This is a genomic window from Micrococcus sp. HG099 (assembly GCF_024723355.1).
In the GTDB taxonomy this organism is placed as follows: domain Bacteria; phylum Actinomycetota; class Actinomycetes; order Actinomycetales; family Micrococcaceae; genus Micrococcus; species Micrococcus endophyticus.
This window is the reverse complement of record NZ_JANQCJ010000062.1, coordinates 1-12,962: the sequence shown is the minus strand read 5'-3', so window position 1 is coordinate 12,962 and position 12,962 is coordinate 1. Positions and strand designations below refer to the sequence as shown.

General features: G+C 74.1%; 10 protein-coding genes. 9 read left to right on the top strand and 1 reads right to left on the bottom strand.

Annotated elements, in window-relative coordinates; all coding sequences use genetic code 11:
- Nucleotides 1-171: 171 nt before the first annotated feature.
- The 4 genes from NWP10_RS06970 to NWP10_RS06955 all read left to right on the top strand — a co-directional run bounded on the left by NWP10_RS06970 (nt 172) and on the right by NWP10_RS06955 (nt 6,340).
- Nucleotides 172-1,860, top strand: coding sequence for a DUF885 domain-containing protein (locus NWP10_RS06970; protein WP_258300352.1), 1,689 nt, complete (start codon nt 172-174; stop codon nt 1,858-1,860).
- Nucleotides 1,857-2,597 (top strand): nucleoside triphosphate pyrophosphatase, encoded by a 741-nt coding sequence (locus NWP10_RS06965; protein ID WP_258300351.1) that lies wholly within the window; start codon nt 1,857-1,859, stop codon nt 2,595-2,597. Before NWP10_RS06970 ends, NWP10_RS06965 begins: the two co-directional genes overlap by 4 nt.
- Nucleotides 2,598-2,764: 167 nt before the next feature.
- Complete coding sequence (locus tag NWP10_RS06960; RefSeq protein ID WP_258300350.1) at nt 2,765-4,621, top strand: biotin carboxylase N-terminal domain-containing protein; 1,857 nt, start codon at nt 2,765-2,767, stop codon at nt 4,619-4,621.
- Nucleotides 4,622-4,918: 297 nt separating this feature from the next.
- Entirely contained in the window at nt 4,919-6,340 is a 1,422-nt protein-coding gene (locus NWP10_RS06955) for an MFS transporter (protein WP_258300349.1), read from the top strand.
- Nucleotides 6,341-6,492: 152 nt separating this feature from the next.
- Here NWP10_RS06955 and NWP10_RS06950 read toward each other — a convergent pair whose 3' ends face one another.
- Nucleotides 6,493-7,926, bottom strand: coding sequence for an NAD(P)H-quinone dehydrogenase (locus NWP10_RS06950; RefSeq protein ID WP_258300348.1), 1,434 nt, complete (start codon nt 7,924-7,926; stop codon nt 6,493-6,495).
- Between the two features lie 142 nt (nt 7,927-8,068).
- Here NWP10_RS06950 and NWP10_RS06945 point away from each other — a divergent pair, with 142 nt between their 5' ends.
- The 5 genes from NWP10_RS06945 to NWP10_RS06925 all read left to right on the top strand — a co-directional run bounded on the left by NWP10_RS06945 (nt 8,069) and on the right by NWP10_RS06925 (nt 12,898).
- Nucleotides 8,069-8,914, top strand: coding sequence for a purine-nucleoside phosphorylase (locus NWP10_RS06945; protein WP_258300347.1), 846 nt, complete (start codon nt 8,069-8,071; stop codon nt 8,912-8,914).
- Complete coding sequence (locus tag NWP10_RS06940; protein WP_258300346.1) at nt 8,914-10,662, top strand: phospho-sugar mutase; 1,749 nt, start codon at nt 8,914-8,916, stop codon at nt 10,660-10,662. Before NWP10_RS06945 ends, NWP10_RS06940 begins: the two co-directional genes overlap by 1 nt.
- Before the next feature lie 20 nt (nt 10,663-10,682).
- The gene (deoC, locus tag NWP10_RS06935) at nt 10,683-11,372 is read left to right on the top strand and encodes a deoxyribose-phosphate aldolase (RefSeq protein WP_017489085.1); all 690 of its coding nucleotides are present in this window, start codon (nt 10,683-10,685) and stop codon (nt 11,370-11,372) included.
- 57 nt (nt 11,373-11,429) lie between these two features.
- Nucleotides 11,430-11,741 carry a hypothetical protein gene (locus NWP10_RS06930; protein WP_017489086.1) on the top strand — a complete coding sequence of 104 codons (312 nt, stop codon included), beginning with the start codon at nt 11,430-11,432 and terminating at the stop codon, nt 11,739-11,741.
- A gap of 89 nt (nt 11,742-11,830) precedes the next feature.
- Nucleotides 11,831-12,898: an acyltransferase family protein gene (locus NWP10_RS06925; RefSeq protein WP_258300345.1), complete on the top strand. Its 1,068-nt coding sequence runs from the start codon at nt 11,831-11,833 to the stop codon at nt 12,896-12,898.
- The last annotated feature ends 64 nt before the right edge of the window (nt 12,899-12,962 follow it).

Sequence of the window (12,962 nt, the reverse complement as noted above, 5' to 3'; positions counted from 1 at the left end):
GGACCGCACCCTGCGCCGCCGCGGCGACCTGGGCCTGTGGGCCCGGCCGGGCCGCGGCCAGTGGCGGCGCGGCGCCGGACCGCAGTGACGCCGTCGGGCTGAGGCCGCCGGCCCGGGCCGCTCCCCCGGGCCGAGGTGAGCCGCCGGGGCGCAGGCCCTAGAGTTCCGGGTATGACCCAGAACACCCCCGTTGCCGCCGATCGCGGCGCCCGCACCCCGTCCGCCATCGACGCGCTCGCCGAGCGCTACGTGGCGGACGTGCTCGCCCTCCACCCGGACGAGGCCACCACCCTCGGCTTCCCCGGCCACGAGACGGAGTACGCCGACTTCTCCCCCGCCGGCACCCGCGCCGACGACGAGCTCAACGCCCGACTGCTGGCGGACCTCGAGGCCCTCGAGCCGCAGGACGAGACGGACCACGTCACCAAGGCCGCCATGCAGGAGCGCATCGGCCTCGAGCGCGAGATCCACGCCACCGGCCGCACCGAGCTGAACAACATCGCCTCCCCCGCCCAGGGCATCCGCGCCGTCTTCGACCTCATGCCCACGGACACCGCGGAGCAGTGGGGGCACATCGCCGGCCGCCTCGAGAACCTCCCGGCCGCCCTGCGCGGCTACACCGAGTCCCTGCTCGCCTCGCGCGACGCCGGCCACGTCGCCGCGGTGCGCCAGGTGGACATCGTCATCGAGCAGGCCCGCGCCCACGGCGAGCCGGGCGGCTTCTTCCCCGGCCTGGTCGAGCGCGCCGAGGCCGCCGACGTCGTGGACGAGGCCCTCGCCGAGCAGGTGCGCGCCGGCGCCGAGACCGCCGCCCAGGCCTACCGCGACTTCGCGGACACGCTGGCCGCCGAGCTGCGCCCGCACGCCCCGGAGGCGGACGGCGTCGGCATCGAGATGTACCGCCTCGGCTCGCGCGCGTTCCTCGGCGCGGAGATCGACCTCGAGGAGACCTACCGCTGGGGCCAGCAGGAGCTGGCCCGGATCATCGCCGCCCAGGAGGCGGACGCGGAGCGCATCAAGCCCGGCGCCAGCATCGACGAGGCCCGCGCCATCCTGGACGCGGACCCCGAGCGGAAGCTCACGGGCACCGCCGCCCTGCAGGCCTGGATGCAGCGCCTCTCCGACGAGGCCGTGGAGGCCATGAAGGAGCACTTCGAGATCCCCGCGCCCATGGACCGGCTCGAGTGCATGATCGCCCCCACGCAGGAGGGCGGCATCTACTACACCGGCCCCTCGGACGACTTCTCCCGGCCCGGCCGCATGTGGTGGTCCGTGCCCCCGGGCGAGGACGAGTTCGCCACGTGGGCCGAGACCACCACGGTCTACCACGAGGGCGTGCCGGGCCATCACCTGCAGATCGCCACGGCCATGATGAACCGTGAAAACCTCAACCTGTGGCGGCGCAGCTTCTGCTGGACCTCCGGCCACGGCGAGGGCTGGGCGCTCTACGCCGAGAAGCTCATGGAGGAGCTCGGCTTCCTCGACGACCCGGGCGACCACCTGGGCATGCTGGACATGCAGCGCATGCGCGCGGCCCGCGTGGTGTTCGACATCGGCTACCACTGCGGGTTCGACGCCCCCGAGTCCGAGGGCGGCGGCGCCTGGGACCCGGAGAAGGGCTACGCGTTCCTCTCCAAGCACCTGCGCATCTCCGAGGGCCAGCGCCGGTTCGAGTTCACCCGCTACCTCGGCTGGCCGGGCCAGGCGCCCGCCTACAAGGTGGGCCAGCGCATCTGGGAGCAGATCCGCGCCGAGCACGAGGCGCGCGAGGGCGCGGACTTCGACCTCAAGGCCTTCCACACGCGCGCCCTGCGCCTGGGCGGCATGGGCCTGGACACCCTCCGGGAGGCGCTCGCGTGACCGGCCACGACGACGGCGGACCCGGCCCCGGCACGGGCCCGCGGCTCGGTGCCGGGGCGGGCCTGCGGCTGGTGCTCGGCTCGGCCTCCCCCGGCCGGGCCGAGGTGCTGACGCGGGCTCGGGTGCCGTTCGACGTCGTCGTCTCGGCGGTGGACGAGGACGCGGTCGGGGCCACGCGCCCCGACGCGTCCCCCGCGCAGCTCGCGGGGCTGCTCGCCGAGGCCAAGGGCCGCGACGTCGCCGCGCGGGTGGCGGCCGCGGGCGTGGACGCGCCGACCCTCGTGCTCGGCTGCGACTCCGTGTTCGAGCTGGACGGCGTCGCCTACGGCAAGCCGTACGAGCCAGAGGTGGCGGTGCAGCGGTGGCTGGCCCAGGCCGGCCGGGAGGGCCTGCTGCACACGGGCCACTGGCTGGGGCTGGTGCTGCCGGGCGACGAGCCCGCGCAGCCCCCCGGCCGAGAAGCGGGCCGGGAGGCGGAGCTGCGCGGCGTCGTCACCTCGGCGGTGCGCTTCGCCGCCGTCACCGAGGACGAGATCCGGGCGTACGTGGCCACCGGCGAGCCGCTGCACTGCGCGGGCGCGTTCACCATCGACGGCGCCGGCGCGGCCCTGCTGGACGGCGTCGAGGGCGACCCCAACGCCGTCATCGGGCTGTCCGTGGGCTGGCTGCGCAAGGCCTGCACGGCCCTCGGGACGGACTTCACCGCATTGTGGGAATCCTCCAACTCCGACGCGTGAGGCGGCGCGTCCGCGCCGTGGTCCTCGGAGGGTTCCGCCACGCCGAGTAGGGTGCTGGTCAGAGTCGGCGCCGTCCGGACGCCCTCGCCCCGCACCCGTGCGGAGCGAGGGCGTCGGGACCCGGCGGCCGCACCCCCAGCCGTGACCGTCCGAGGAGTCCAACGCCCATGAGCATCGCCGACGCATCGCAGGCATCGGTCATCCCGCCGCTCGACCCGAAGGCCGAGCGGCGCTTCTCCCGCGTGCTGATCGCCAACCGCGGCGAGATCGCCGTGCGCGTGGTCCGCGCCTGCCAGGACGAGGGCCTCACCTCCGTGGCCGTCTACGCGGAGCCGGACCGGGACGCCCTGCACGTCAAGCTCGCCGACGAGGCCGTGGCCCTGGGCGGGGAGACCGCCGCGGACTCCTACCTGCTGATCGAGAAGATCCTCGACGCCGCCGAGCGCTCCGGCGCGGACGCCGTGCACCCCGGCTACGGGTTCCTCTCCGAGAACGCGGACTTCGCCCGCGCCGTGGAGGCCGCCGGCCTCGTGTGGATCGGTCCGCCCCCCGCCGCCATCGACCGGCTCGGGGACAAGGTCTCGGCCCGCCGCCTGGCCACCGACGTCGGCGCGCCGCTGGCCCCCGGCACCACCTCCCCCGTGAACGGCACCGAGGAGGTCGTGGCGTTCGCGGACGAGCACGGCCTGCCCGTGGCCATCAAGGCCGCCTACGGCGGCGGCGGCCGCGGCATCAAGGTCGCCCGCTCCCGCGAGGAGATCCCCGAGCTCTACGAGTCGGCCGTCCGCGAGGCCGTGGCCGCCTTCGGCCGCGGCGAGTGCTTCGTGGAGCGGTTCCTGGACAAGCCCCGCCACGTGGAGACGCAGTGCCTGGCGGACGTGCACGGCGACGTCGTGGTGGTCTCCACCCGCGACTGCTCGCTGCAGCGCCGCAACCAGAAGCTCGTGGAGGAGGCGCCCGCGCCGTTCCTCACTGACGAGCAGAACGCCCGCCTCGTGGAGTCGTCCAAGGCGATCCTCAAGGAGGCAGGCTACGTGGGTGCCGGCACCTGCGAGTTCCTCGTGGGCCAGGACGGCACCATCTCCTTCCTCGAGGTCAACACCCGCCTGCAGGTGGAGCACCCCGTGACCGAGGAGGTCACCGGCATCGACCTGGTGCGCGAGCAGTTCCGCATGGCCCGCGGCGAGGCCCTGGGCTACGACGACCCCGTCGTGCGCGGCCACTCCTTCGAGTTCCGCCTCAATGGCGAGGACCCGGGTCGCAACTTCCTGCCCGCCCCCGGCCGCCTCACCACGTTCCGCATGCCCTCCGGCCCGGGCGTGCGGGTGGACTCCGGCGTGGTGGAGGGCGAGACCGTCTCCGGCGCGTTCGACTCGATGGTGGCCAAGCTGATCGTCACCGGCGCCGACCGCCGCCAGGCCCTGCAGCGCGCCGCCCGCGCCCTGGGCGAGGCCGAGATCGCCGGCATGGCCTCCGTGCTGCCGTTCCACCGCGCCGTGGTGGCCGACCCCGCGTTCGCCCCGGAGATCGTGGGCTCCCCCGAGCCGTTCTCCGTGCACACGCGGTGGATCGAGACCGAGTTCGAGAACCTCATCGAGCCGAGCGAGCACGCCCCGGCCGATCCGACCCCGCGCGAGCCGCGCCGCACCGTCACGGTGGAGGTCAACGGCAAGCGCGTGGACGTCACCCTGCCCACCTGGGGCGAGGCCCTGCACACGATCTCCGGCGCCGCCCAGCGCGCCGGCGCGGGACGACGCCGTCCCCGCGGCCGGCGCGGCGCCCCCGTGGCCGCCGCGGTGAGCACGGACGCCCTGACCGCCCCCATGCAGGGCACCGTGGTGAAGGTGGCGGCGGAGAACGGGCAGACGGTCGCCGAGGGCGACCTGATCGTCGTCGTCGAGGCCATGAAGATGGAGCAGCCGCTCACCGCGCACCGCGCGGGCGTGGTGTCCGGGCTCGAGGTGGAGCCGGGCCAGACGGTCTCGGCCGGCACGGTGATCGCCACGATCGCCGACGCCGACTGAGCCGGGCGCCCAGCCCCTCCCCAGCCCAGGCGTTTTCGCTCGGGAAATCGTCGCTACCATCCCAAGATTTCGGGATGGTAGCGACGATTTCCCGAGCGAAAGTGCTTTGTAGGGTGCGGGTGCGGACGGCGTGGGGTTGGTCCGCATCGGGGCGGCGTCGCGGCACCAACAGTCCAGCAGGTGGACATGAGGTGACGTGCGGGTCCGCGGTGGCGCGTCCAGTCGTACAGTGACTGGCGTTTCGTCTCACATCGTGGTCTATCGACCCCCTGTGCCCTTCGTACCCAGGGAGACACCATGTCCCACACCACCACGCCCGCCGACGGCACGGCCGTCGGCATCGAGGCCGCCGCCGAGGTGCCCCGCGGCCGCGTCATCACCGCCTCGCTCGTGGGCACCTCGATCGAGTTCTACGACTTCTACGTCTACGCCACCGCCGCCGTCTCCGTCTTCCCGCTGATCTTCTTCCCGGGCGACGACCAGACCACCGCGCTGCTGGCCTCCTTCGCCGTGTTCGGCACCGCGTTCGTCGCCCGTCCCATCGGCTCCGTGCTCTTCGGCCACTTCGGCGACATCCTGGGCCGCAAGGTCACGCTGATCGGCTCACTGCTGACCATGGGCATCGCCACGTTCCTGATCGGCCTGCTGCCCACGGCGTTCCAGATCGGCCTGTGGGCGCCGGCCATGCTCGTGGTGCTGCGCTTCTGTCAGGGCCTCGGCCTGGGCGGCGAGTGGTCCGGCGCGGCGCTGCTCGCCACCGAGTACGCCGCTGAGGGCAAGCGCGCCCGCGCCGCCATGTGGCCGCAGCTCGGCGCCCCCATCGGCTTCCTCCTGGCCAACGGGCTGTTCCTGGCCCTCGTGATCGGCTTCGGGCACGACTCAACGAACCCGGACCACGACGGGGCCTTCCTCAACTGGGTCTGGCGCGTGCCGTTCCTGCTGTCCATCGTGATGGTGGCGGTGGGCCTCTACGTGCGCGTGAAGCTCGAGGAGACCCCGGTCTTCCAGCGGGCGATCGCCAACGACACCCGCGTCAAGGCCCCGCTCGGCGAGGTCTTCAAGCGCAATTGGTGGGAGCTGGTCCTCGGCACCTTCATCATGTACGCGACCTACGTGCTCTTCTACCTGATGACCACGTGGATCCTGTCCTACGCGATCGGCAAGACGGAGAACGGCATGCTCGGCGTGCCCTACGCCGAGTTCCTGGTACTGCAGCTGATCGGCATCCTGTTCTTCGCCGCCTTCGTGCCGGCGTCGGGCTGGCTCGCCGACCGCTTCGGCCGCAAGCCCACCCTGCTGACCGTGTCCGCGCTGATGGTGCTGTTCGGCCTGTCCTTCGGCCTGTGGCTGTCCGCCGAGCGCATGGGCACCGGCGCCGGGCTGAACGTGCCGCTGATGCTGGCGTTCCTGGCGGTGGGCATGGCACTCATGGGCCTGACCTTCGGCCCGATGTCCGCCGTGCTGCCGGAGCTGTTCCCCACGAACACGCGCTACACCGGCTCGGGCATCGCCTACAACGTGTCCTCGATCCTCGGCGCGGCGCTCACCCCGTTCCTGGCCGCCTGGCTGGTCAAGGAGTACGGCGTGTCCTACGTGGGCTACTACCTGGCCGCGGCGTCGGTGATCACGATGATCGCGCTGGCCCTGGCCCCGGAGACCCGTCACACGGACCTCGACGGCGTCACCTCGGCCCGCGAGCGCCGCGCGGCGTCCGTCTGACCCCGGCCCCACACCCCCGACTTTCGCTCGGGAAATCGTCGCTACCATCCCAGGATTCCGGGATGGTAGCGACGATTTCCCGAGCGAAAGTGCTTCCGGGGGCAGAGGGGGCGGGCCGGGCAGGCAGGGCGGTTCCGGTGGACTGCTTCAGCTCAGATGCGCACGTGGAGGCGGCGGGCCGCCTCCGCGATGGACCCGGACATGGACGGGTACACGGTGAAGGTGTCCGCGAGGTCGTCCACGTGCAGCTTGTGCGTCACCGCGAGCGCGAGCGCGTAGATCAGCTCGGAGGCGCGCGGGGAGACCACCACGCCGCCGATCACGGTGCCGGAGCCCTGCCGGGCGAAGATCTTCACGAAGCCCTCCTGCACGCCGGACATCTTGGCGCGGGGGTTGGTCGCGAAGTCCAGGCGCAGCACGTCGGCCTGGTACTGGCCGGAGTCGACCTGGGCCTGGGTGACGCCCACGGTGGCGATCTCCGGGGAGGTGAAGATGTTGGAGGCCAGCAGGTGCGGGCGCAGCGGCTTGAGCGCGTCGCCGAGCAGGTGGGCGACGGCGATGCGCCCCTGCATGGCCGCCACCGAGGCGAGGGCGAGCTTGCCCGTGCAGTCGCCGGCGGCGTAGATGCTGGGCACGGTGGTGCGGGAGACGCCGTCGACCTTCACGTGGCCGGACTCGGTGAGCTCCACGCCCACGTCCTCGAGGCCCAGGCCCGCGGTGTTGGGGATGCCGCCCACGGCGACGAGCGCGTGGGAGCCCTCCACGTAGGGGGTGTCCGCGGCGCCCTCGCCGGAGAGCTCGACGCGCACGCCGGTCTCGGTGCGCTCCACGGCCTCGGCGCGGGAGCGGGCGACCACGGTGAGGCCGTTGTCCTGGAAGACCTTCTCGAGCAGCTCGGCGGCGTCGGCGTCCTCGCCGGGGAGCACGCGGTCGCGGGAGGAGACGAGGGTGACCTTGGCGCCGAGGCGGTTGTAGGCGGAGGCGAACTCGGCGCCGGTGACGCCGGAGCCCACCACGATCAGGTGCTCGGGCAGCTCGGTCATGGCGTAGAGCTGCTTCCAGTTGAAGATCCGCTCGCCGTCCGGGACGGCGGTGGGCAGCTCGCGGGGGCTCGCGCCGACGGCCACGAGGATCGCGTCCGAGGTGATGACCTCGGGCTCGGCGTCCTCGTCCTGCAGGGTGCGCACGGAGACCTCGTTCGGCCCGACGACGCGCGCGACGCCGTCGATCACCCGGACGCCGCGGCGCTCGAGGGCGGCGCGGATGTCCCGGGACTGCTCGCCGGCGAGCTCGAGGATGCGGCGGTCCACCTGGCGCATGTCTGCGCGGGGCTCGGCGTCGCCGAGGTCGACGCCGAGGTCCTCGGCGAGGCCGACGCGGCGCATGGAGTCCGCGGTGGCGATCAGCGTCTTGGAGGGGACCACGTCCGTGAGCACGGCCGCGCCGCCCACGCCCTGGCGCTCCACCAGGGTGACGCGGGCGCCGAGCTTGGCGGCCACCATGGCGGCCTCGTAGCCGCCGGGGCCGCCGCCGATGATGGTCAGGGACGGGATGAAGGTGCTGTTTTCCTCGGTCACGCACCCCATTGTGTCCGCCGGGCGCGGGATTCTCCTAGCCCGGGGCCGTCCCGGGCCGTCCCCGCCCCCGCACCGATCCCACGTCCGGCCCGCCCCGATCCCGCGCCCGGACCCGCCCCGCTCCGCAGGGCCCGCGACTAGACTCCACCGCGTGACTGAGCAGACCACCCCCCTGTCCCCCCACTCCCCCCTGGCCGGCGACCACCCGGGCTTCGACCAGGCCCGCGCGGCCGCCGCCGTCATCGCGGACGCCACCGGGGTGGCGGAGCACCGCATCGCCGTCGTGCTCGGCTCCGGCTGGGGCGAGGCCGCCGGCCTGATCGGCGAGGAGGTGGCGGCGGTGCCGCTGGCCGAGGTGCCGGGCTTCCACGCCCCGAAGGTGCCGGGCCACAACGCGGTGATCCGCTCCGTGCGCCTGCCGGACGGCACGCACGCGCTGGTGTTCGGCTCGCGCACCCACTTCTACGAGTCGCGCGACGCCCAGGCCGTGGCCCACACGGTGCGCACCGCCGCGGCGGCCGGCGCGAAGACCGTGCTGCTGACCAACGGCTGCGGCGGCCTGGACCCGGAGATCGCCCCGGGCACCCCGGTGCTGATCTCGGACCACGTCAACCTCACCGGCGCCACCCCGCTCGTGGGCGCCACGTTCGTGGACCTCACCGACCTCTACTCCCCGCGCATCCGGCAGATCGCCCGCGAGGTGGACCCCTCGCTGCGCGAGGGCGTGTACGTGCAGTTCTCCGGCCCCCAGTACGAGACGCCGGCGGAGGTGCGCATGGCGCGCACGCTCGGCGGCGACCTGGTGGGCATGTCCACCGCACTGGACGCGATCGCGGCCCGCCACGCGGGCCTGGAGGTCTTCGGCATGTCCCTCGTGACCAACCTGGGCGCCGGTATCTCCGGGACCCCGCTCTCGCACGGCGAGGTGGTCGAGGCCGGCCAGGCCGCCGGCCCCCGCATCTCCCGTCTGCTCGCGGACATCGTGGGGCGGCTCTGATGTCCGGTCCCGAGCACCTGCCCCCCACGGCCGACGACGACGCCGTCCCCGCCTCGCAGGCGCGCGCGCTCGCGCTGGCCGAGCGCTGGTCCGTCGAGGACCCGGACCCGATGCACCGTGAGGCGCTGCGGGCCGAGCTCGACGCCGCCGCCGGGTCCGGCCCGGAGGCCGAGGCCGCCCGCGCGTCCCTGGCCTCGCGCTTCTCCGGCCCGCTGGCCTTCGGCACCGCCGGGCTGCGCGCCGAGGAGGGCCCGGGCGAGTCCCGGATGAACCGCCTCGTGGTGCGCCGCACCGCGGCGGGCCTGGCCCGCCACCTGTGGGAGGGCGTCGGCGAGGACGCGGCGGCGCCGCTGGCCGTCGTCGGGTACGACGCGCGGCGCGGCTCGCTCGGCTTCGCGCAGGACACGGCGGCGGTGCTCACCGCGGCCGGCGTGCAGGTGGTCCTGCTCCCGGACGCGCTCCCGACGCCGGTGCTCGCCTTCGCGGTGCGCCACCTGTCCGCGGACGCGGGCGTGATGGTCACGGCCAGCCACAACCCGCCGGCGGACAACGGCTACAAGGTCTACCTCGGCGGCCGGATGACGGATGAGGCCGGCCGGGGCGCGCAGATCGTCTCCCCCGCGGACGTGGCGATCGCCGAGCTCATCGACCACGAGGCCTGGACCGCGGACATCCCGCTGGCCGAGGACGGCTGGACGGTGGCCGGCGACGAGCTGCTCGAGGCCTACTGTGAGGCGGCCCTGGCCGTGCTGGACGAGGACCGCCACCCGGACCGGGCCCTGCGGATCGTCTACACGCCGCTGCACGGCGTGGGCGGGGCGGTGCTGCCCGGCCTGCTGGACGAGGCCGGCTTCGGCCCGGTGCACGTGGTCCCCGAGCAGGCGGAGCCGGACCCGGCGTTCCCCACGGTCGCGTTCCCCAACCCGGAGGAGCCCGGCGCGATGGACCTCGCGCTGGCGCTGGCCGCCGAGGTGGACGCGGACCTGGTGATCGCCAACGACCCGGACGCCGACCGCCTGGCCCTCGCCGCACCCTTCCCTGGCCCGGACGGGACCCGCGTGTGGCGGATGCTCTCGGGCGACGCCGTCGGGACCCTGCTCGGCGCCCACCTGCTGCCCGCCCTGGCGGCCGCGGAGCGCTCCGTGGCGAACTCGGTGGTCTCCTCCCCGCAGCTGGCTGCCCTGGCCGAGGCGCGGTCGGTGGCGCACCACGTCACGCTGACCGGCTTCAAGTGGATCTCCCGCGCCCCGCAGCTCGGCTTCGGCTACGAGGAGGCGCTGGGCTACTGCGTGGACCCGGACATGGTCCGGGACAAGGACGGGATCACGGCGGCGCTCGTGGCCGCGGAGCTCGTCGCCGGGCTGGCGGCCCGGGGGTGCACGGTGGCGGACGCGCTGGCCGACGTCGACGCGGTCACCGGGTCGATGCCCAGCGGCCAGGTCTCGGTGCGCGTGGCGGACCTGTCCGTGATCCCGCGGACCATGGCCGCGCTGCGGGCGCAGGGCCCGGCCACGCTCGCGGGCGAGCCGGTCACGGTGCGCCGCGACCTCGCCGAGGGCGGGGCGGGCCTGCCGCCCACGGACGCGCTGCTGTTCGCGACCGCCTCCGGCACCCGCGTGCTGGTGCGTCCCTCCGGCACGGAGCCGAAGCTCAAGTGCTACCTGGGCGCCCGCGACGCGGACCCGGCCGTGGCCGCCGAGCGCCTCGAGGCCCTGCGGGCCGAGGTCGCGGCGCTGGTGGGCGGCTGAGGGTCGGTAGGCTGGCGCGCATGACCCGCACTCTCAGCACGGCCGAGCTGGCCCAGTACATCGACGCGACCGCCCTCAAGGCCGAGACCTCGGAGGCGGACGTGCGCCGTCTCGTGGCCGAGGCCCGCCAGGCCGGGGTGAAGAGCGTGTGCGTGAACCCGCGGTGGGTGCCGCTCGTCTCGGCCGAGCTGGCCGGCTCGGACGTGCTGACCTGCACCGTGATCGGCTTCCCCCTGGGCGCCAACGCCTCCGAGGTGAAGGCCTTCGAGGCCCGCCAGGCCATCGAGGCCGGCGCGCACGAGGTGGACATGGTGATCGACGTCGCGGCCGCCCGGGCCGGGGACCGCGCCCGCCTCGTGGAGGACGTCCGCGCCGTGGCCGAGGCCGCGCACGCCGCCGGGCCCGCCGGCCAGGGCGGAGCGCTGCTCAAGGTGATCGTCGAGACCGCCCTCCTGGACGACGACGCGATCGTCCTGGCGTGCGAGGCCGCCGTCGAGGCCGGCGCGGATTTCGTGAAGACCTCCACCGGCTTCTCCACCGCCGGCGCCACCGTCGAGCACGTCGCGCTGATGCGTCGCACGGTGGGCGAGCACGTGGGCGTGAAGGCCTCGGGCGGCGTGCGCACCCGCGAGGACGCGCTCGCCATGATCGAGGCGGGCGCCACACGCATCGGCGCCAGCTCCGCGCTTGCTATCCTGGGCACCGACTGACCCGCATCCCTCCGCCCGGCGTCCGACCGGGCCGGAACCGCACCGAAGGAGCATCACGTGATCCGCAACGGCAAGGCCATCGACCACTCCAACGTGGGCGGCGTCTGGGGCTCCCTGATCGCCTTCCTGGTCGCCTACGTGGCGTTCCTCGGCTGCCTCTACGCGATGGGCTTCTGGACCCTGGAGAACGCGTGGGTGCCGGGCCTGATCGCCCTGGCGCTGGCCATGGTCACCTTCATGATCCCCCAGGTGTTCCTCGGCCGCAGCGACACCGTGGACACCGCCGCCATCCACGCCCGCCCCGTGGCCGTGGAGCACCCGGTCTCCGGCGCCCACGCCGTCGAGACCGGCGCCGCCCGCCGTCACTGAGCCGGCGCCGCCCGCAGCGGGAGTCCAGCATCGCTGACACCGGCCGCACGGCCTCCACCCGCCGAAGGGCGTCCACCCGCAACACCGGGGTGGACGCCCTTCGGCTCGTCTCGATCGCGGCCGTGGTGCTGGGCCACGCCTACCTCGCGGACCTCACGTTCAGCCGGTACCTCGAGATCTGGCGGATGCCGCTGTTCTTCTTCCTCACCGGCTACTTCTGGACCCGCGGCCGGCCCTTCGCCCGGGACGCCCGGGGTCGGTTCAAGGCCCTCATGGTGCCCTATCTGGTGTGGGCGGTGGTCATGTCCGCCGCCGCGCTGGCGTGGTTCGGGGATGATCCGGAACGGCTGCAGCGGCTGATGGCCGCCGGCTGGTACGGGGGCGCGGACCAGGAGCCGCCGTGGTGGGCGTTCTGGTTCATCTCCGTCCTGTTCTTCACCACGGTGCTGCGCCGGTTCCTCGAGCGCTTTCCCACCGCCGTCGCCTGGGGCGTGGGCCTGGCGGGCCTGGCGTGGGCGCACCTGGTCCCGGAGTCCACGATCGCCCGCACCCCGCTGGGCGTCGGCCTGGCCCTGCCCTGCCTGCTCTTCATCCTCAGCGGCGAGGCGTTCCGACGCCGCGTGCAGCCGCGCATCCGCCGGCACCGCACCCTCCTCGGCCTGGCGCTCGTGGGCCTCGGCCTGGCCGCCGTGGCCCTGGGCCTCGAGCCCCACAACATCAAGTTCGGCGGCTTCGGCACCCCGCTGCTCACCCCCCTGGCGGGCGTCCTGATGTCCGCCGGCATGGTGCTGGTGTTCGGCGCGGCGGTGGAGCGGATCCTGCGCGAATTCGCCCGACGCACCGGCTCCGGCCAGGCCCTGCGCCGCGTGATCACCGCCCTCGTGCGCACCGGCACCGTGGTGGTGCTGCTGCACGGCTGGGTGCTGATGTGGGTGATGCGCCAGGGCGTGGAGGACAACCTGCTCAAGTTCGTCCTCGCCCTCGGCATCAGCTGGCTCGTGGGCCTGGCCCTGCTCGCCACCCCGCTGTCCAAGCCGCTCACCGGCGCGCGCCGCCGCTGGTTCCCGCTGCACCGCCTCCGGGGTGAAGAGCCCCCGCACCCGCCCACCTCCGCGCTGCCGCGCGTCACGACCGCCTCGGAGAGGACACACCCATGAGCCAGGACCGCCGCGCGCCCATCCGCAACCCGTTCCTCGAGCCGGGCGCGTCCGTGCCCGGCGC

Coding starts and splice junctions, on each gene's coding strand:
- NWP10_RS06970 (WP_258300352.1), top strand. CDS start 172: ATGACCCAGAACACCCCCGTTGCCGCCGATCGCGGCGCCCGCACCCCG.
- NWP10_RS06960 (WP_258300350.1), top strand. CDS start 2,765: ATGAGCATCGCCGACGCATCGCAGGCATCGGTCATCCCGCCGCTCGAC.
- NWP10_RS06955 (WP_258300349.1), top strand. CDS start 4,919: ATGTCCCACACCACCACGCCCGCCGACGGCACGGCCGTCGGCATCGAG.
- NWP10_RS06950 (WP_258300348.1), bottom strand. CDS start 7,926: ATGGGGTGCGTGACCGAGGAAAACAGCACCTTCATCCCGTCCCTGACC.
- NWP10_RS06940 (WP_258300346.1), top strand. CDS start 8,914: ATGTCCGGTCCCGAGCACCTGCCCCCCACGGCCGACGACGACGCCGTC.
- deoC (WP_017489085.1), top strand. CDS start 10,683: ATGACCCGCACTCTCAGCACGGCCGAGCTGGCCCAGTACATCGACGCG.